The 20,474-nt window shown below is 55.5% G+C and carries 16 protein-coding genes; 12 read left to right on the top strand and 4 right to left on the bottom strand.

The genetic code is table 11. The features are described from left to right. Nucleotides 1–18 precede the first annotated feature (18 nt). From G6R38_RS02850 to G6R38_RS02825, 6 genes are all read left to right on the top strand, one after another. Nucleotides 19–3,474, top strand: coding sequence for an acyltransferase domain-containing protein (locus G6R38_RS02850; protein WP_166820157.1), 3,456 nt, complete (start codon nt 19–21; stop codon nt 3,472–3,474). Next, the gene (locus tag G6R38_RS02845) at nt 3,465–3,749 is read left to right on the top strand and encodes an acyl carrier protein (RefSeq protein ID WP_166820156.1); all 285 of its coding nucleotides are present in this window, start codon (nt 3,465–3,467) and stop codon (nt 3,747–3,749) included. The genes G6R38_RS02850 and G6R38_RS02845 overlap by 10 nt, the downstream gene beginning before the upstream one ends. Before the next feature lie 51 nt (nt 3,750–3,800). Further along, nucleotides 3,801–4,661 carry an alpha/beta fold hydrolase gene (locus tag G6R38_RS02840; RefSeq protein ID WP_166820155.1) on the top strand — a complete coding sequence of 287 codons (861 nt, stop codon included), beginning with the start codon at nt 3,801–3,803 and terminating at the stop codon, nt 4,659–4,661. Between the two features lie 45 nt (nt 4,662–4,706). Then, nucleotides 4,707–5,864 (top strand): ABC transporter permease, encoded by a 1,158-nt coding sequence (locus G6R38_RS02835; RefSeq protein WP_166820154.1) that lies wholly within the window; start codon nt 4,707–4,709, stop codon nt 5,862–5,864. Nucleotides 5,865–5,906: 42 nt separating this feature from the next. Beyond that, nucleotides 5,907–6,620 (top strand): ABC transporter ATP-binding protein, encoded by a 714-nt coding sequence (locus G6R38_RS02830; RefSeq protein ID WP_206028438.1) that lies wholly within the window; start codon nt 5,907–5,909, stop codon nt 6,618–6,620. A gap of 174 nt (nt 6,621–6,794) precedes the next feature. Next, the gene (locus G6R38_RS02825) at nt 6,795–7,862 is read left to right on the top strand and encodes a S49 family peptidase (RefSeq protein WP_206028437.1); all 1,068 of its coding nucleotides are present in this window, start codon (nt 6,795–6,797) and stop codon (nt 7,860–7,862) included. Nucleotides 7,863–7,879: 17 nt separating this feature from the next. Here G6R38_RS02825 and G6R38_RS02820 read toward each other — a convergent pair whose 3' ends face one another. From G6R38_RS02820 to corA, 4 genes are all read right to left on the bottom strand, one after another. Continuing rightward, nucleotides 7,880–8,581, bottom strand: a complete 702-nt coding sequence (locus G6R38_RS02820) for an ABC transporter ATP-binding protein (protein WP_166820153.1) — start codon at nt 8,579–8,581, stop codon at nt 7,880–7,882. Between the two features lie 28 nt (nt 8,582–8,609). After that, entirely contained in the window at nt 8,610–9,950 is a 1,341-nt protein-coding gene (locus G6R38_RS02815; RefSeq protein ID WP_240928043.1) for an ABC transporter permease, read from the bottom strand. Between the two features lie 68 nt (nt 9,951–10,018). After that, complete coding sequence (locus tag G6R38_RS02810) at nt 10,019–11,806, bottom strand: HlyD family efflux transporter periplasmic adaptor subunit (RefSeq protein ID WP_166820152.1); 1,788 nt, start codon at nt 11,804–11,806, stop codon at nt 10,019–10,021. A 323-nt stretch (nt 11,807–12,129) separates the two neighbouring features. Further along, nucleotides 12,130–13,239, bottom strand: coding sequence for a magnesium/cobalt transporter CorA (gene corA, locus G6R38_RS02805; protein ID WP_166820151.1), 1,110 nt, complete (start codon nt 13,237–13,239; stop codon nt 12,130–12,132). Between the two features lie 189 nt (nt 13,240–13,428). Between corA and G6R38_RS02800 the strand changes: the two genes are divergently transcribed. From G6R38_RS02800 to G6R38_RS02775, 6 genes are all read left to right on the top strand, one after another. Beyond that, the gene (locus tag G6R38_RS02800; protein ID WP_166820150.1) at nt 13,429–13,758 is read left to right on the top strand and encodes a hypothetical protein; all 330 of its coding nucleotides are present in this window, start codon (nt 13,429–13,431) and stop codon (nt 13,756–13,758) included. Between the two features lie 85 nt (nt 13,759–13,843). Next, nucleotides 13,844–14,881 (top strand): prenyltransferase/squalene oxidase repeat-containing protein, encoded by a 1,038-nt coding sequence (locus G6R38_RS02795; RefSeq protein WP_166820149.1) that lies wholly within the window; start codon nt 13,844–13,846, stop codon nt 14,879–14,881. A gap of 17 nt (nt 14,882–14,898) precedes the next feature. Next, on the top strand, nt 14,899–16,110 hold the full coding sequence (locus tag G6R38_RS02790) for an NPCBM/NEW2 domain-containing protein (protein WP_166820148.1): 1,212 nt from the start codon (nt 14,899–14,901) through the stop codon (nt 16,108–16,110). 230 nt (nt 16,111–16,340) lie between these two features. Next, nucleotides 16,341–17,984, top strand: a complete 1,644-nt coding sequence (locus tag G6R38_RS02785) for a DUF1549 domain-containing protein (RefSeq protein ID WP_166820147.1) — start codon at nt 16,341–16,343, stop codon at nt 17,982–17,984. 58 nt (nt 17,985–18,042) lie between these two features. After that, nucleotides 18,043–19,338, top strand: a complete 1,296-nt coding sequence (locus G6R38_RS02780) for a DUF1501 domain-containing protein (protein WP_166820146.1) — start codon at nt 18,043–18,045, stop codon at nt 19,336–19,338. A 53-nt stretch (nt 19,339–19,391) separates the two neighbouring features. Beyond that, nucleotides 19,392–20,426: a WD40 repeat domain-containing protein gene (locus G6R38_RS02775; protein ID WP_166820145.1), complete on the top strand. Its 1,035-nt coding sequence runs from the start codon at nt 19,392–19,394 to the stop codon at nt 20,424–20,426. Nucleotides 20,427–20,474: the final 48 nt, after the last annotated feature.

Below are 20,474 nucleotides of genomic sequence, written 5' to 3'. Positions count from 1 at the left end.
GTCTCGCAGAATACAACTATGACAACTCCCTCCGAATGGCCCTCGGAACTGTTTGTGCTCCAAGGGGCGAACCGCGACGACTTACGACGTAACATTGCCGGATTGCAGGACTATCTGAGTCAGCAACCGCAAACTCGGTTGGTCGATTTGGCTGCGTCGTTGAACCGCAATCCTCTGTCTGGTGCCGAGCGTCTGGCGATTGTTGCCGACTCGGTCGAAACGTTGCGTGATCGTCTGGAACGGGCCGACAAAAAGTTGGCTGACGCGAATTGCAGCAAAATCCGCGACCGCATGGGCATTTATTACGCCACACAGCCCTTGGGGCAAACCGGGCAAGTCGCGTTTTTGTTCCCCGGTGAGGGGGCACCGTATGTAGGGATGCTCGGTGACGTGCTGCCGCACTTTCCGCATGTGGCACAGATCATTCAACAATGCGACGAAATGCAAGCTCAGTCCGAGCACGACAATCGTCCGCTGAGTCGATTCCTGTTCAAACCGGATGACGCCGACGTTCGCAAGCAACTTGAAGAAGAACTTGGCGGCCTCGGCAACACGATGTTCAGCGTGTTGATGGTCGACTGGTGTTTGCTTGAGTTGCTCAAAGGGATGGGCGTCCAACCACATGCGATGGCCGGACACAGTGCCGGTGAATTGGCGGCGCTCTGGGTCGCTGGATGCTTGGGGAGTGATCCGCCGTTGGCGACGGTGCATCAGTCGATGCAAGAACTCGAACAGGGCGAAGGCACGAGTGCGGAAAGTGAATCCGTGTTGCTCGCCGTCGGTGCATCTCGCGAGGCAATGGAAGAACTCGTGCAGAAGACGGCGACGGAATTGAACATCGATCCTGGCAACTTCTTCCTGGCGATGGACAATTGCCCGCACCAGACCGTCGTCATCGGACCTCCGGAACCGATGAAAACCTTCGAGGCGGAACTCGGTCGCAAAAAGATGATGTTTGAACGGTTGCCGTTTTCGCGGCCGTATCATACGCCGTTGTTTGAACCGTTCATGGGACCACTAACGCGAATGTTTGAAGGCATTCCGTTCCAGCAACCGCACACGAAACTGTATTCCTGCACCAGTGCCCTGCCCTTCCCGCCTGATCCTAACGAGATCCGGGACTTGGCATTGTCGCACTGGAAATCCCGAGTCGAATTCACCCGCATGGTTCGTCAAATGCACGACGACGGCGTGCGAGTGTTCGTGGAAGTCGGGCCGCGAGGCAATCTCACATCGTTTGTGGAAGACATCCTTCGTGGGCGAGATTTTCTCGCGCTTCCGGCGGATACGTCACGACGCGACGGACTCACGCAACTCAACCATCTAGCCGGGCAACTGGTGGCGAACCATGTGCCGATGCGGTTGGAATCTCTTTACGAATCACGAGTGGCCCCCATGACGTCCGCAGCACCGCAACCGACTTCGCAACCACAAATGCCAATGCCACACGGTTCCGCCGGGAATGCGGCAACGGCTTACATGGGCGTGATGGATCAGTTCCTGGGCTTGCAGAACGATGTCATGCAGCAGTACTTGCATGGACGTCGGTCGGGGCAACCGGTTCGACGGGGACGACGAGGTCGCGGCGTGAGCGTGCCGGTTCAAACACCGCAATCAATGCCACAACCGCAACCCGTACCACAAACGGCTGCACCAACGGCTCAACCAGAGCCAACACCAGCGGCACCAAAAGCTCAGTCAGCAACTCCGGCTACCGTGATGCCGTCGACCGATCATCTTCCGATGATCGACGAAGTTGTGCAGTTTGTGCCGGGGCAAGAGATCACGGTTCGACGACTGCTCGATTTGGATGAAGACGTCTTCGGTGCTCATCACACCGTTGGCGGTCGAGAGGTGAGTTACGTTTACCCCGAACGCAACGGGCAACCGGTCACGCCGATGACGTTCAGCCTGGAGATGATGGCGGAAACGGCCACATTGATGGTGCCCGGTCAGGTTGTGACAGCCATTCAAAACGTGCAATTGCTCAAGTGGCTTGGCTTCGACGAAGACGAACCACCGACCATCGAACTCACCGGGAAGTTGATTTCCGTTTCAGAAACCGAAGCGGAATTGCAGATGAAGATTCACGACCTCGGCCACAACCCGCAGGACGGCGAACAAGGCGCACTCGCAGCGGTCGGGACGGTGCGGATGAATAACATCTATCCCGAACCGCCGCCGGTCGAAGACTTCCCGCTCTCGAACGAACGCCCCTGCCGCATTCCGTTGGACGTGCTCTACAAAAACTTGTTCCACGGCGAATACTTCCAAGGCGTGTGCTCGCTGGACCGCTTCGGTGAAGAAGGAATCCAGGGGCAATGTCGAGTGTTGCCGCGGGATGGGCTGTTCACGTCGAATCCTGATCCGCAGTTCGTGCTGGACCCGGTCTTCATGGACATCCTGATGCACCCGCTCGCCGGTTGGCACTTGGAACAACCCGATCAATCGGGACGCATCTTGTTGCCGTTCGAACTGAAAGACATGCGGTTCTACGGACCGCGTCCGGCGGTGGGCACGGAGATGACTTCGCAAGGTCGCATCGTGCACGAATCCGGTCGCCGATTCACACACTCGGTCGATGCGGTCGCACCAACAGGGCGTTATTGGGCCCAAATGCACGGGCTCAAGTACTGGCGATTCTATTTGCCATTCGGGGAATTCAACTTCCATGGTCCGAAGGATGACTACTTCCTCAGCGACAACTTGCAGGAAGCGGTGGCCGGTGCCAACGAAGGGAACAGCGACCAACCGAATGCTTGGTGTGTGACGCTGGAACCGCCACGCGACCTACAACAACCCGGTTTGATGATGGCCAGTGCCCGTGTCACTCTGACAGCGGACGAATTGACGGCCTTCCGAAAATTGGATGGACCAGTTGCCGAGAAAATTCAATGGCTGTTCGGACGAATGGCTGCCAAAGACGCCGTTCGGTTGTTGTGGCGAAGCCGCACAGGGGCCCGGATGGTCCCGGCGGATATCAGCATTGATCTCGACGAGCATGGTCGACCGATTGCCACGCCACTTGGACAGGAACGCCCCGCAGATTATCCGAACGTTTCGATCGCCGAAGCCGGTGGGCTGATCGTGGCGGCGTCTTCGTTCGATCGTCCCGTGGGTGTGGATTTGGAAGTCATCGAACCGCGTGATACGGAAGCCGTGGCGATAATCCTGAACGACAATGAACGCAAGCTGCTCGGACAGTTCGAGGATCACGACGAGGCCGTTACTCGCTTCTTATGTGCGAAAGAAGCATTCGTGAATGCGGTCGGACGGGGCTTGCTGGATGGGCCTGCGAACGTCACGATTCAATCAGCAGACCCCGCGAGCGGGCAAATTGAAGTCGCAATCCACAGCAAACTGGCCGGTGAACTGCCGGACTTGCAAGATTCCACCTTCAGCGTGCCCACGCTGCGGAAAGACAAATTCATCGTGGCCACTTGCATTCTGGAGGGAGTTCCCGCATGCACGTAAACAGCGAAGAAGAAGTGTTCCAGAAAATCGTCCACATTCTGCGGAATTTCGAAGGACAAGAGTATTCCGGCCCAATCGAACGCGACACGATGTTCTTCGCGGACATGGGGTTTGCTTCGATCGACGCGGTCATCCTCGGTGAGCAAATGGAGTTCACTTTCAACCGTCGGTTTCCGTTCAACGAGCTGTTGATGGAACTTCAAGCCGAAGGCGTGGAAGACATGCCGATCGGACGATTGGCCGCTTTTGTGTATCGAGATTTATCATCCAGTTAGTCGGTGGAAACACGATCGCCTCACGCCGATCATGAAACGAAAGGTGAGACCATGCCACGCATCGATGTGGATGGCGTCAAACTGCACTACCAGCAAACCGGCGAAGGGCCGGATGTCGTTCTGATCCACGCCTTCACGAGCAACCTTGCCGTGTGGATGATGATCGGCATCATGGACGAATTAGCGAAAGACTTCCGCGTGACCAGCTACGATCTGCGTGGTCACGGACTGAGCGAAGTCACGCCGAACGGGTACACCTCGGCGGAGATGGCCCGCGATTTCGCACGTCTGCATGATGCCTTGGAACTCGATTCGGCATTCGTGGTCGGTCACAGTTATGGCGGCGTGATTGGAACGCATGCGGCGTTGGAGTATCCAGAGAAAGTCTCGGGAATCATCCTCGCCGACACCTACTTCCCTGGTCTCGAACACATCGAACCAAACGTTGCGGATACGGTGATTTGGCGGGAACTCAGCAACGATCTTGGAAAAAGTGGGATCGACCTCGGCGAGCAAGTCGATTTCGGGCGGTTGTTTGAGGCGGTGAAGAATCTTACTCCGGAACAAACCGAAGCGATTCGCGAGTCACTCGGCCCAGCGTCGGTACGTTGGTTGGCCCCACTCGGAAAACTCGCCGGTACAACAGCCGGAACCGAGATGTTCGAGGAAGCGGGTCTCACGGCGGAGCGAATCCAATCCGTGTCCGTTCCGGTCGTCGGACTTTACGACGAACAAACAACATTCGGGGCCACTTGCAAATACCTTGAAGATCATTTGGCCGACGTACGGATTGACGTCGTACCTGGTGCGCGGCACTTGGCTCCATTACAGAGTCCGGTCGAGTTCACGCGTCTCGTGAAGACGCATCTTTACCGGATGGCTGGGTTGGAATCCACGGTCGAAACTTCTTAACTCTCGAATTCTTCCCGGACAGCGTTCCTTGCGAAGCGAAACGATATGCATTTCATCACGTTCCTAATCAAAAACTTGATGCGGCGGAAATCGCGATCCTTACTCACAGTATGTGGGTTCGCGGTCGCGGTCGGCACGACGGTCGCGTTGATGGGCGTTTCGGAGAGCTTCGAACGGGCCTGGGAGGCGTCGATGAGTGGTCGAGGCATTGACCTGATCGTCGCCGAGAAAGGGGCCGTCGATCAATTGACGATGAACCTCGATCTCTCGATCCGCGATCGAATCGAAGCGGTCGACGGGGTGCGTGCCGCCGAACCGACACTGGTCGACTTGCTCGACTACATCGACGACGAAGACAACATGCTCAAAACCATCGTGCAAGGTTGGGAGCCCGAAGGATATCTCTTCGGCGAAATCGAAGCCGTGGAAGGCCGCTTGCTCAAGAAAGGCGATACTCGCAAAGTCGTCCTTGGGGACACGGCCTCAAAGAACGTGCGTAAGAATGTGGGCGATGAACTCTTGATCGCTGGCGAACCGTTTGAAGTGGTTGGTGTTTATCACAGCTATGTCGTTTTCGAGAACGGTGCCATGACGGTGCCGCTCCATGACTTGCAGGAAATCACTGCTCGCGAGGGGAAGGTGTCCGCGTTCTCCGTCCTGCTGGATGACGATATGAAAGGCAAGGAAGACGAACTCGACCGCATTAGTAAAACGATCAACAACTTCGAAAACGAAAGTGGAAAATCGCTTGGCCTGGACGCCAAACGCACCAAGGAGTTCGTGCAAAACTCACTGCACATCCAGATTGCTCATGCGATGGCTTGGATGACCTCCGCAATCGCCGTTGTTGTTGGCTCGATTGGCGTTTTGAACACGATGGTCATGTCGGTGGTGGAACGAATTCGTGAGATTGCGATTCTCCGAGCGATCGGATGGAAAAAGCATCGTGTCATCCGCATGGTGATGGGCGAAGCCATCCTCCTGAGCTTGATCGGTGCAACCGTCGGGACCCTAGGAGCATTGGCTCTCGTGCAGTGGTTGACGACGCTTTCCGTGACTGGTGGGTTCATCCAGGGCGACATCGCACCGCATGTGATCGGCAAAGGATTTGCGTTGGCGTTGGCGGTGGGCGTGCTGGGCGGAGCGTATCCGGCATGGCGAGCCGCCCGGTTGTTACCCTCCGAAGGGCTGCGACACGAATAGTGTCGAGGCTCGACCCAGCCTTTGACAGAGTGATTGTCCGCCATGTCGAATCCTGAATCATCTCAACCAACGGACGAAACTCCGATGCTCATCGAAGCCGAAAATCTGCGAAAAGTTTATCCCGACGGCAAGGTGAACGCGCTCAACGGCGTGAACCTGCACATTCCCGTCGGGCAATACGTTGCGATTATGGGGCCGAGCGGTAGTGGTAAGTCCACACTGCTTTCATGCCTCGGGGCATTGGACTTGCCCAGCGAAGGCCGCGTTGTTTTCCAGGGGGAGTCTTTAGCGGAAATTCGCGATCTCGATGCTTTTCGGAGCAGTCAAATCGGATTCGTGTTCCAATCGTTCTATCTTCTCCCGACACTGACGGCTGTGGAAAACGTGCAGATTCCGATGTTCGAGGGCCAACTGTCCGCGAGCGAACGAGCCAAGAAAGCAGTCGAGCTGTTGGAAGCCGTGGGGATGGACCACCGTGCACGTCATCTGCCCATGCAACTTTCCGTGGGTGAACGCCAGCGAATCGCAATCGCACGAGCATTGGCGAACGATCCGGCACTCCTCCTGATGGACGAACCGACCGGTAATCTGGACAGCAAAACGACAGCAGAAATTCTCGATCTGTTTGATCGCCTGCACGCAGATCGTGGTATGACCTTGATTTCCGTCACGCACAGCGACGACGTCGGCAAACGTGCCGAACGTTTGATTCGCTTCCTCGACGGGCAGGTCGTCGAAGACACGATGCTCCGTTAAGGCAGCTTTCACCGATTGAACGACATCGTGAAAATCGCGATGAGTGCTGAAAATCGCTGAAACCGTCATAACCGGTACAATCGGCGAACCTACGGTTGGTTCGATTTTCCGGGCCGCAACGGTCGATACGCAGAATGGGAACGATCCAATTTTGCGACTCTTGTGGTTTGATGCATGATGCGGAAAAGTCTCCTTCTATGTGCGATGCTGGTGTGGGGCGTCGGTTGTCGGATTCCACCGATTCCGCCCGTCACCACATTTTCCAAGGTCGGCCTCACGGGAACGACGGATGTTGTCGTGAACATGCCGCCGGACGCCGATCACGGGCCGATGATCGAAATGCCGGTTACGCCATTTCCGCAGAAGTGCAGCGGAAAAATTGCCGTGATTGATGTCGACGGTTTGCTCGTCTACGAAGAACGCACGGGTTTGTTCTCGCTCGGCCAGAACCCGGTCGCCGTGTTTCGAGAGAAACTCGACTACATTGCCAACAATCCTGACGGATTCTGTGGAGTCGTGTTGCGGATCAACAGCCCCGGTGGTGGCGTGACGGCAACCGATATCATGGCTCGCGAATTGATCGCCTTCAAAGCACGCACTGGTTTGCCGGTTGTGTCCTGCATCATGGCTCATGGTGCCGGCGGTGCTTATTACTTGGCACAGGCAAGTGACCACATCGTCGCGCATCCGACCAGCGTCGTCGGTGGGATCGGTGTGATCTTGAACCTGTACAATGTCGAAGGCCAAATGGCTCAATTCAACATCTTCGCCGTGCCGATCAAGTCGGGCAAGAATATCGACTTGGGGACTCCGACCATGCGAGAAGGCGAAACCAAAGGCCAGCGACGAATTCTTGCGACAATGGCGAACGAGTTTCACGAACGTTTCATTACGGTCGTCAAACAGTCGCGACCGGTCAAGGAAGAAGACGAGCGTAGTAACTTTGACGGTCGGGTCTTCACGGCGGCTCAAGCCTACGAGAGAGGTCTGATCGACGAGGTCGGCTATCTCGATGAAGCGATGAACCGTGCCGCTGAAATGGGCAATTGCCAAAATGCCGGGTTGGTGATGATTCACCGCGAAAACGATCCGGTGAATTCGCCGTACGACATCTCGCCCAACACACCGCTTCAGAAAACGTTGCTCGCGGTCAATGTGCCAGGATTGGACCGATCGAAGCTGCCGACATTCTTGTACCTTTGGCAGCCCGAACCGAGTTTCGCATCCACGGACTCGCCATAAAACTGATCGGTTTCTCGTTAGCCGGGGAAGATGCCTTCTCCGGCGATGAGACCGTCTTTCATGTAGAACTGCCGTCGCGCGTGCTGGGCGATTTCCGGTTCGTGAGTCACCATGATAATCGTGCGTCCCTCGTCATTGAGTTGCCGCATGATGTCCATGATTTCCGCTCCCGTTGCACTGTCGAGGTTCCCGGTGGGTTCGTCGGCAAGAATGATTGCAGGGTCGTTGATCAACGCACGAGCAATCGCGACTCGTTGTTGTTGCCCCCCGGAAAGTTGGCTCGGACGGTGATCCAGTCGATCGCCCAAACCCAACGAAGTGGCTAAGTCGATGCAATAGTTGACGTCTCGCGAACTGAGTGGTGGATGACCGGGACGGTACTGCAACGGAACTTGGATGTTCTCCAAAACCGTGTACTGCGCAATCAAGTTGTACGATTGAAAAATGAAACCGATCAATTGATTGCGGATGTCGGAAAGATGGTCGTCGCTGAGTTCCGAAACGTCGTAGCCAGCGAGCACGTAGCGGCCGGACGTTGGTCGGTCGAGTGCACCCAGCAAGTTCAAGAGCGTACTTTTTCCGCTACCCGACGTGCCCATCAATGCGACATAGTCGCCTTCCGGGAACTCCGCGGAAACGCCACGCAACGCCTTGACGAGAACGTCGCCACCAAGCCGGTAGTGCTTGTGAAGATTATCAACAAGTGCCGCTAAACGCATAAGATTCTTCGGTTCGGAGTGATTGAGGTTATTCGTGTCGCAGGGCTTCGATGGGGTCCATGCGGGCCGCTCGAACGGCGGGATAGACACCGAAAATCACTCCCACGCAGACCGAAATTAGGAATGCGGCGATCACGGACCAGTTGGCGACAATCGGTTCCAAGTTGGCTATGTTTGGCGGGAGAGCCGTCATGACATCGGGCCAATACTCTTGCATCATCCATTTGACGCCGGTAATCGCTGGGCCACAAAGGAGTCCCAAACCCACACCTAGCATCCCACCGATTGCCGAGAGCAGCACGGTTTCGGCGAGGAATTGGATGACGATGTCTTTCCGCCGTGCACCCAGAGCGCGTCGAATACCAATTTCACGCGTTCGCTCGGTCACGGTTGCGAGCATGATATTCATGATGCCAATACCGCCCACGACCAGCGAAATACCGGCGATCAACACCAGCAAGATGTTGAACATCATCCGCACAACTTCGGCTTGCTTGAGCAATTCCTTGGGTACGGTGATCGAATAGTCTGGCGTTTTTTTGTATTTGTTGTGGTACTTCGCCAACAGGATTTCGATGATCTCGGCGGTTTCCTCGACCGATTTGAAATCCTTAGCGGTCACGGTGATTTGACTGAGTTGAACCAATTCCCCTTCCAGGCTACCGACATTGCTGGTCATGACCTGATCGCCGATCCGTGCCCGCAACGTCGCCAGTGGAATGTAGACATCCAGGTTGTAGTCACGCCCTTCCAGGCTTCCGCCGATCGATGCCGAAGCCTGGCGGTTCTTCGTGGTTCCAATGACGACGTAGAAGTCTTCGTCAACGTAGATCGTCTGACCGATGGGATTGCCGATCGGAAACAGCTTCTCCGCAACCTTGCTGCCGATGACGGCGACATTATCCGGAGGAATGGCTGAGTCGCGGTCTTCGATGAATCGGCCACGGTCAATTTGCAATCGGTTGATGGCCATGTATTCCGGCGTGACACCGAGAAACTCGATGTCAGCGGTGCGGCCTTGTGATCGCGCTTGGCGTCGAATCGACCGCATGGGCACCGCACGTTCGACGGTCGGGATTTCCATGATCCGATCGAAATCGTTGCGGGTCAGTCCGTAATCCACCACCATGCCGCCACTGCCGGAACTCCGAAACTGAGTCGGTTTGACGCTTTTGATGATGATGTTGGTCGCACCCAGTTCTTTGATCTGCTGCTGAGCTTGATAGCTCACGCCCTCACCGAGGGCGACCAACCAAATCACTGCAGTCACGCCGATCAGGATCCCCAACATCGCCAGGGCTGACCGCAACTTGTGGAGGAAGAGACTTTTCAGTCCGAGACGGAATGTCCGCCAGATTTCAAAGATCACAGGTATTCTTGACTCGCGACGTGGAGTGTATCGGATGTTAAGAGCGATTACCGACCGAAGTCAGCCGATCAGCCGCCAACGGCGTTGTCGCCGCCGGCCGCTCCGGCATTCTGCTGACGTCTCTGGGCCGCTTTCGCTTGCATGGCGGCCCATTCCGTTGCTCCAACGCTGCCATCCTTGTCCGTGTCGACTTGATCGAAGAACCCTTTCATCCACGCGGGGGCTTCGTCCTTGCTGATTTTTCCATCCCCGTTGCCGTCCAAGCTTGCAAGTGTGGGGCGACCTTTTCCGCCCGTATTCGCGACTGGTTTGCTCGGGCCGGATTCTTTAGGTTGGCTGGGCTCCATTTTCGAAGGGATGCCTTTGGGCAAGACCTTCTCGCTGGACGGGGCATCGGAATCACGTCGAGCCTCATCAATGACGGCTCGTGGATTTAGGAAGACTTCTTCGTCGATCGTGACACCGTCACGGAGTGAAATGACTTTATCGTTAGTTGCTCCCAACAAGACAGGCCGACGTTCGGGACCACTGTCCGTGACAACCCAGACGTAGAACTGACCACCTTGTTCGACAACCGCCGACACCGGAACCGTTAGCTCGTCGGTGAGATCCGCCACGAAGATTTCGACCTGGGCGGTCATGCCCGGCTTGAGTTTCTTCGTTTCCCCATCAATCGCGACGATGGTGGAATACTCTTTGACATCCGAGGAGAACCAGCTTTTCGATTCCGGTTGGTTCGCAACCGAGACGACTTTTCCGGAATACTCGCGACCTTGGACCTTGATCGTTGCCGGAGCACCGGGCTTGATTTGCTCAACTTTGCTCTCGTGAATTTTCACGACCACCTGCATTTGCGAGAGGTCCGGCAAGCGAATGAGTGCTTGGCCTTCACGAACGGCCGCACCTTCTTCGATTTGTGACTCCACATTGCCGCGACGCCCTCGCTCGTTCGCATAGACGACCATGCCTTTTTTCGGAGCCTTGATCAAGCATTGTTCTTTTTGCTTCACCAATTGGTCGAGCCGATCTTTTTCCAGCGTGCAAGCCGCGTCTTCCGAACGGGCCTGAGCGGCTGTGGCATCGCGAATGGCTTCCAACTCTTGCACCATCTTCGCCCGCGTGAATTTCTTCAGGACCTCCAACGCGGTTTTCGCGGACTCGAGTTCCAACTCGCTTCGTTTCACTGCGAATTCATCGGCTTCAAGTTGCAGAGCCGTCACGAAGCCCTTGCGGAACATGCGTTGCGTATGATCGTGCACGTTTTTCGCACTCCGAAGATTTTCTTCGGCAATCGTGACCGTTGTTTCCAGAGCTTGCTTCTCTTGGATGTAAGTCCCTTCGACATACTCCTTAACGGCGATGTCGGCCGCCGCGAAGTCTTGCTCGGCTTTGATCTTCGTCGCCAAGGCTCGTTCGTAGACGATTTTCTGAGCAACCAATTGTTCTTCGATGGTGGCTTGATCCAACCGGACCAGTTCTTCGCCCTCGACGACATTTTTTCCGTCTTCGACAATCCAAAGGATCGTGCTACCGCCGGCAACCTCACATTTCACATCGATGTTGCTGGCACTCTCGACGTTGCCGTCTTCGGTCACGGAGATCACGAGCCGTTGTTTGGAAACGGGAGCCGTGAGCCAACCTTTGTCCCGCTCTTCGGCGGAAAGATCGGTCAGCCGGGGATAGAGGAAGAACCCTCCCGCCACGAGCACAGCAACGGTGCCGATGGCGAACAGCCAACCGGATTGTTTGCGGCCGGGCCCATGTTGGGACTCGTTCCGCAGGTTCAATCGTGATTCGGGTTTGGCTTGGGTTTCGTTCGGTGTGTCCGACTGGGTGGTGGGTTGGCTGTCGAGCATGATGCACTTCAGGGTCCGGTGGCACATTGAACTCGTAAGTGACATCCGTCAGTTGACGCCCATGGCCATCGCCTTCATGTGCGACCAACTCGGCCGCGATGAAGTGAATGTCTGTTGAGTTCAACGTGTGAAGGTGGGGAATGGCCCAGGGTAATTACCTGAATTATATAACCCACTCCCGATGAATAGCGACCGGACAAAACGCAACTTTTTGAGCGGAATCCGAAAAATCCCGCTGACAGCCCAGAACCCCAAACACAATCCATCGTCATTTCTGCAACTGGTGGGAGACGGTAAGTGTCTTACGGGTGGGAGTTTACGTCCTACGAATTAGAATTTCCCAGCCATCCCTTGTGGCGAAAAAACATCAACAGGCTGATGGCGATACCAAGCATCAGTGTGATTGCGAACGGATAACCGTAGGCCCATTCCAATTCCGGCATGTTCCACGGCGAGGTATCCGGGTCGAAGTTCATACCATAAACACCGGCAATAAACCCGAGCGGCATGAAAATGGTGGCGATGACGGTCAACACTTTCATCACTTCGTTCGTCCGCTGACTATCGAGTGAGAATTGGAGTTCACGCAGCCCCGCTCCAAGATCCCGATAGGTATCCGCCACGTCACTCAGTTGTGCGATGTGGTCGTAACAGTCTCTCAGATAAGTCTTTGTGTCAGTTTGGATCAACGGGTGTTCGTCGCGGATCAGCACATTCACGGCATCCCGGTGCGGCCAAATCGTCCGTCGGAGTTGTAGAATTTCACTGCGGAGTCGGTGGGTTTCGGGAATGACGTTGTGCGATTGACCGGATAGAAGCCGTTCTTCCAAGGCATCTAAATCGACACCATAGCGTTCCAAAACGGGAAAATAGTCATCTAAAACCGCATCGATCAGCATGTATGCAAGGTAATCGGAACCGCGAGATCGAATCCGGCCGGTCCCTTTGCGAATTCGTTGACGAACCGTATCGAAGCAATCGCCCGCCTGCTCCTGAAACGTGACAACGAACTTCTTTCCCACCAATAAACTGACTTGTTCCGTCCACAATCGCGGTTCGAGTTTCGCCATCCGGACAACGATAAAGAGCTGCCCTTCGTACTCTTCAACCTTGGCTTGTTGATGGGTATTGACCACGTCTTCCAATGCCAACGGATGGATTTTGTGGAATTCACCAATCTTCTTGATCATATCTGCCGTACCGAGTCCGACGACGTTTACCCAACAAACAGCGAAACGATCGGAGAGCTCTTGTATGTCGTTGAGTGTTGCCTCGCGGCGTTCTTCAATGCCATCACTACCGAACGCGACGATGTCACAGACCGTCGGCGGAAGTGTCGGGTCATGTTGGATCGTACCGGGAACCGATCCCGGTTTCGTGCGACGCCGAAACGGACGGTAGACAGTTCTAAGCAGACCTTCGCGAACGGGCATGAGACTTTCCTCGTCGGAGTCGGGAGGTTCCAGTCTAAATTTCTCGGCATTTTTCACCAAGACCAGTGCTTCGCGACACGCCGGATGAGCCTGTTCGTCGCACCCCGATTCGCTCTTCCTCGATTTCGCATGTTTAAGTAAACTCCCGCTCCTCTCTCGTTTTGCAGTTTTCAGATCCGAGCTGTTCTCATGTCGCGACATCCATTCCATTTGGTCATTATCGGGTTGGGCTTTGGCCTGACGATGTTCGCGACCGGCTGTGTCACGCCGTTCAATACGGAACTGCCACAAGTCGCTCCCACGCCGCAACCCATTGAGCGGGCTAAGTATCGGTTGCATGACCCGTTCGCCGATGCAGACGCCGGGCCAGACACGTTCACGCGTCCGCCGAGCTTCCAGGAGCAACGTCCCGAACCACGACGAACGCTCGAAGGTCGCAATATGTTGGAGGCCGATCCGTTTTTAGGACCGACATTGCCGCCAGCGGTTTCCTCGGACTACCCAGACGCGGTACAATAATCTGGAGCTTTCCAAAGCTCAGGGGAATCCCGTTCCGCTGCCGCATGGATGCAGACAGTGGTGTCGTCCAATCCGGAGCGGCCTGATGCGTGTTGTCATGTTCGGACTATTGATTGTTGCCATCGCCACCGAACCGGTGTCGGCACAACGCGACGACACCTCTGAACAGGCTGTCGAGCAAGTCACGGCAGAAACACAAGTTACGATCGATCGCGGCTTGGCGTGGTTGGCGAGTCGTCAAAACGAAGACGGTTCATTTGGGTCGGGCAACAATTACGGACGCAATGTGGCGGTCTCGTCGTTGTGTGGGATGGCCTTTCTTTCGAGCGGCAGCACACCCGGACGCGGCCCGCATGGGGAACACGTTCAGAAGATCGTCGATTTCCTTCTGTCGAAGGCGAAACCCAGCGGTTTTATCATCAACGAACGATACAAATCGCACGGCCCGATGTACGGGCACGGATTCGCAACCCTTTTTCTGGCTGAAGTTTACGGGATGACGCCGGATGATCAGATCCGTGAGAAACTCGCGAAGGCCGTGCAGTTGATTATCCGTACTCAGAACCGGGAAGGTGGTTGGCGATATCAGCCGGCTCAAGTCACCGCAGCCGATGTTTCGGTCACGGTGTGTCAGATGATGGCATTACGGGCGGCTCGGAATTGCGGTTTGTCGGTGCCGAAGGAAACGGTCGATCGCTGTATCGCCTATATCAAAAGGAATCAAAATCCGGATGGGGGCTTTCGTTACCAGTTGGTGCGACAGGCCGAGAGTATGTTTCCCCGGTCGGCGGCGTGTTTGGTCGCCATGTACAACGCGGGAATCTATGAAGGTCCGGAGATCACCCGTGGTTTGACCTATCTCATGCGTTCGCTGCCCCGGGGAGAAATCTTCCGCTACGAAAGTTACTACTACTACGGGCATTACTACGCCGTTCAGGCAATGTGGCATGCCGGCGAACGTTATTGGGACGAATGGTACACCGCAATTCGAGATGAACTGATGCAAAAGCAGCTTCCCAACGGTTCCTGGTCAGACACCGCAATTTGCAACGAATACGCAACCGGGATGGCTTTGATCATTCTCCAGATGCCCAACAACTATCTGCCCATTTTTCAACGCTGATGTGATTGTCGTTTGTGATGCCGAACCGCCTCCGATGCTGCCTGGTCATCGTATTCCTCACCGGTTTCCTGCCGAACGGTCTCGCGGCGGAATCGTTTGAGATTTTTACGTCTTCCGCGCAGCGACTCACTGGCCAGTTACAGAGTTGGACCGAGGAGACGCTCGTTGTTGCCACCAATGGTGGGCAAACGCAAAGGATTGCCAGCGAAGACCTTGTATGGCTTGGGGCGGACGATCGCCGACCACAAACGGTGAATGGTGGCTCTCTGGTTCTGCTGGCAAATGGTGATCGACTTCGCGGGACGGTCGTCGGAATTGATGAATTGTCCGTGCGGATGAAATGGTCTGTGTTCTCGAAGTTGCCGGAATTGGAAATTCCCTTCGAGACGGTTCGCGCAATTCTGGCCGAGATTCCTCGGCTAGCCGAACCCCGACGAAACGTCATCGCGGCGGCTCTTAAACCGCATTCGGGGCAGGACATCCTTCGTTTGAAAAACAGTGACGAACTCACCGGCATCCTGACTGGGATGAACGACGGAATCTATTCGATCGACCGTGCCGGTCGGGAATTGCGGATTCCCGACAAAGATGTGCAAGTCGTTTTGCTCGACGATGAACTCGTCAATCTTCCGGAGGAGCCTTCGGAGCGAGTGTTGCTTGTACTCTCCGATGGGAGTTGGATCACGCTCACGAAATGGAAGTTGATCGCCGGACGCGAGATTCACGGTCGGGCTGAGTGCGGCGTGGATTTGGTTGTCTCATTGAATGATGTCGTCTCGGCCCGATTTTTTGGCGGGAAAGCGGTCTGGCTGACCGAGCAGAAAAACACCGAATACGAACACACGCCCTACTTGGCTACAAAGTGGGATCTGCGAGTCAATCGGAACGTGTTGGATGGATTCCTGCAGATCGGAACTCGGGAGTTTCCCATTGGATTAGGACAGCACAGTCAATCCGAAGTGACGTACCAACTCGACCAGAGTTTCCAACGCTTCCGCACGACCATTGGACTCGATGACACCGCGAACGGTCGCGGTGCCGCAGTGTTCCGAATTCAGATCGACGGGAGAGAACGCTTCCGTAGTCCATTGCACGTCGGTCGTGGGCAACGCGAGTCGATCGACCTCGACGTGACCAACGCCGAGACCATTACTCTTGGCGTCGAGTTTGGTCCTCGTGGCGACGTACGGGACTACGCCAACTGGGTCGATCCCGTCCTGCTTCCCTAAGACCCATGCGTGGTCGCTTCGCGAATATACTTGCGTGACGCATCAAAGATGGTTAACGTGAAGAGTGCGTCCTCAAAAGGAATGTGCACGCGCTTCTCCCCTTGCTACCGCACCCAACCGGAATTGATCGCAAATCTCGAATCGATAAACGCTCCAACAGGTGTGTAACCGATTCCCTGAATTTGCCAATACTTAGCAAACCCGCCTATTTTTGTTTCGGCTGCGGAGACATGATGTTTGCGTTTCGTTCGGCCCTCGCGGCTGCTGTGTTCAGTCTATGCGTGTGCGAAAATCTGTTCGCCGAGAACAACGACCCTGCCTCTGCCGCATTGTCCAAGTTGATTGACCAGAAAATCGACGCGGCGAACCAGGACAGCAACCTCACCCCCGCCCCACTTGCGACCGATGCGGTCATCATTCGGCGAACCACCCTCGATTTGGCTGGTCGAATTCCGACCGTCGCCGAAGTTCGGGCATACCTGGAAGATCCGGCTCCCGACAAACGGCGGGAACTTGTCGAACGGTTGTTGAACAGCCCTGATTTTGCCTTCCATCAGGCAAATTGGTTCGATGAAACCTTGATGAGCGAAAACCGTGCGGACGACAAATGGCTCCAATATTTGCGTTCCGCGGCGGCGGAAGATCGCCCATGGGACCAAATGTTCCGCGAGATGATGGTGCCGCCGACCGATGTAGCCGAAGACGATGTTTCTCAACATGCAAAAACATTTCTGAAAAAACGCGTTCGCGAACCGGATGACATGGCGAACGACACCAGCCGGTTATTCTTCGGTGTGAGCATCAACTGTGCTCAGTGTCACGATCATCCGCTGGTCGAGGATTGGAAGCAGGACCATTACTTTGGTTTCAAGTCCTTCTTCGCGCGGACGTTCCTGACGAAGTCTGACAAGCTCGCCGAGAAGTTCGAGGCGGAGGTCAAATTCAAGACCACAGCTGGCGAAGATAAACAGGCGAAAATGATGTTCCTAACTGGGGACACGGTCGACGAACCCAAAGTCGAAAAAACGAAAGAGGTGCGTGAAGCGGAGAAGAAACTCATCCAGCAGGCGACCAAGGAAAAAGACGCCGAACTCCCTCGGCCCGATTTCCGCCCCCGTGAGCAACTCGTTCAAGTCGCCTTGAAACCAGACAATCAACACTTCCTGGCGAAGTCGATCGTCAATCGAGTTTGGTCCCGATTTTTCGGGCACGGCTTGGTGCATCCGTTGGACCAAATGCACTCCGAAAACCCGGCGAACCATCCGGAGATTCTAGCCGCCGCTACGCAGTACCTGATCGACAACGGATATCACCTGAAACCGCTGATCCGCGAGATTGTGCTGTCCGATGCCTATGCTCGGAGCAGTCAATGGCGAGACGAAAAACCGCCTTACGTCGATCGATTCGCCATGGGCCAGACACGTGTGCTATCACCGCGACAGTATGCGATTTCCTTGATCATTGCGACATCCGCCGCTTCCCGCTTTCCGCTTGATATGCCAGCCGAAGAATGGGCGAAACAGCGGCTGAATTTGGAGAAACAGTCCTATTCACTTGCGAATGAATTGGAACTCCCGACGGAGCATTTCCAAGTCAGCGTGGATGAAGCGTTGTTGTTCAACAACAGTTCTCGTATCCAAAACGATTTACTTCGCACGTCGAATGATCGGTTGGTTGGTCAAATGCGATCGCAGGATTCTCCAATTGAACAAGTCACGACGGCGTTCTGGAACGTCTACGGTCGGGAACCGAACCCTGATGAGTTGGCTGCCTGCCGCGAATATTTGGAATCGCGATCTGATCGCACCGATGCCGCAATCCAGCAGCTCGTGTGGGCATTGATCACCAGTCCCGAACTCCGATTCAACTACTAACATCGTTTGAACTTTCTCGCACAATTGGACTTCGGCCGCCTCTCGAAAAGGAAACTCCATGCCGAATCGACATGCAACAAGTGGGCTCATCACTCCGAGCCGTCGTCAATTTCTCGGATCGGCAGCGGCTTTGGGGACTGCGTTTGCGGCGGATATGTCCACGCTCGATGTTCTCCAGAATCCGACATTTGCTAGCGAGTTGAAGAAGCAGCAAAAGCACGTGATTCTGTTGTGGCTGGCGGGCGGGGCGAGTCAGTTGGAAACGTGGGATCCCAAACCTGGGCAACCAACCGGCGGACCCTTTCGACCCATATCGACCAGTGTGCCGGGGGTGGAAGTCTCCGAACTACTGCCGAAACTCGCTGAACGAATGAAGCACACGGCGATCATCCGCTCGCTGAATACGAAGGTCGGCGACCACGGTGGTGGAGCGAAACTGATGGAAACCGGTCGTCGGCCAGAACCCGGCACCGACTTTCCTGACCTGGGGGCCATCTGTGCCCGTGAATTGGGACGGCGTGACAGTCAAGTTCCTGATTACGTTTCCATGTACACGTCCACGGAAGGTCGTCGCAAAGGGACGTCCGGCTTTTTGGGGTCTCGCTATGCTCCGATGTTCCTCTCCGACCAGATGACTCCGAAGAATATCGCTCGGTTGGAGTCGATCAGCGTCTCCGATCATCAAGCAAGAAGTGACCTCCGTTCCCTGCTCGCCAAAGGCTTCGCGGAACATCGACAAAATGATCTGGTTGCGAGTCACAACACGGCGTATCAACGGGTCAAAGGATTGATGGCGAGTGAGACGTTATTCGACATCTCCGGCGAACCGGATTCGATCCGTGCGATGTACGGCCCAACGCAGTTTGGCGAGCAATGCCTGGTTGCTCGTCGGTTGGTCGAAGCGGGTGTGCCGTTCGTGAAAGTGGCCAGAGCTTGGTGGGACAGCCATGGTCAAAACTTCGAGACCCACCGCGAGTTGTGTGCCGATTTGGATCAATCCATGTCTGGTTTGCTGGATGATCTCGAACAGCGTGGCCTCTTGGAAAACACGTTGGTCATCACGCTAGGTGAGTTTGGACGGACTCCACGCATCAATCCAAGTCTTGGGCGGGATCACTTCGCGTCCGCTTGGAGTTGCTCACTCTCGGGGTGTGGGGTTCGTGGCGGTTCGGTGTACGGGAAGACCGATCCGAAAGGGAACACGGTCGTCGATGGCGAAGCCAAAGCCGGGGACTTGTTCGCCACGATTTTTGAAGCTGTCGGCATTTCGACGCATCATGAGTACTACTTGGGTTCGCGTCCGGTTCCGATCGTCGATTTCGGCTGCGAAGCGATCTCGGAAGTTTTAGCGTAAGTTCGATATTCCCCCGCGTCCCGTCGACCGGATCTCAGCCGAGGAACTCACGAATGACAATCGACCCCAAGAAGCTCAACAAGGTTGCTGAGAAAGGCGTTCCAGACATTCTGTTCTGTATCGCTCGCCAACCGACTTCAACAACGCTGTTCGTTGGGAACTCGAGTTTTCAGGTGGCAGCCTTGCAGACCGACGCCGAGAAACCCGAGTTCGAACCGCTCACCGGCGATGCTCACCAGAGCTATGTCACGGGACTAGCGGTTGCCGGTGAATCGAAGAATGTCCTGGTTTCCGGGGCCTATGATGGCCGGTTGATCTGGTGGGACCCAGAGCAACGACAATCGATCCGTGCAATTGACGCCCATCCGAGCTGGATTCGTGGCGTGGTCGCGAGTCCTGACGGCCGACTCATTGCGAGTGTCGCTGACGACATGGTGTGTCGACTTTGGGACGCCAATACCGGGGATTCAATCCGCTCCTTGGATAAGCACGCCCGCGAGACACCCCACCATTATCCCTCGATGTTATATGCGGCGGCGTTCTCGCCGGATGGGCAATTCCTCGCCACCGCTGACCGGGTTGGGCATGTGATCGTGTGGGAGGTTGAAACTGGCGCAGTAGCCGCCGAGTTGGATGCCCCGGTCATGTATACTTGGGATCCCCGTGCCCGGCGACATTCCATTGGCGGCATTCGCAGTGTCGCGTTTTCGCCGGATGGCAAGAAACTCGCGGTTGGTGGGATTGGCAAGATCGGGAACATCGACCATCTTGGCGGTCCTTCGCGAATCGAGATTTTCCACTGGGAAAAGAACGAACGCCTGCACGAGATCGAAGACAGCAAACTCAAAGGGCTCGTTGAGCGATTGCACTTCTCGCCTTCTGGGGATTGGCTTCTGGCCGGTGGTGGTGATCACGGTGGATTTCTGAGCTTCTACAACGTGGAATCTGGCGAGCTCATCCACCAAGTGAAAGCACCAATGCACGTTCACGACTTCGTGTTCGATGACCAAGCAGAAAAGCTCTACACCGCAGGCCACAACAAAATCGCGGAATGGAGCTTCACCGAGGACGAGGAATCCAGCAATTGACGATTGACCGGAGCGGCTTTTGTTTCGTAAGGACGAAGAACTAGAGGC

The sequence above is a fragment of the Thalassoroseus pseudoceratinae genome (assembly GCF_011634775.1).
In the GTDB taxonomy this organism is placed as follows: domain Bacteria; phylum Planctomycetota; class Planctomycetia; order Planctomycetales; family Planctomycetaceae; genus Thalassoroseus; species Thalassoroseus pseudoceratinae.
This window is presented reverse-complemented; position numbering and strand designations above follow the sequence as displayed.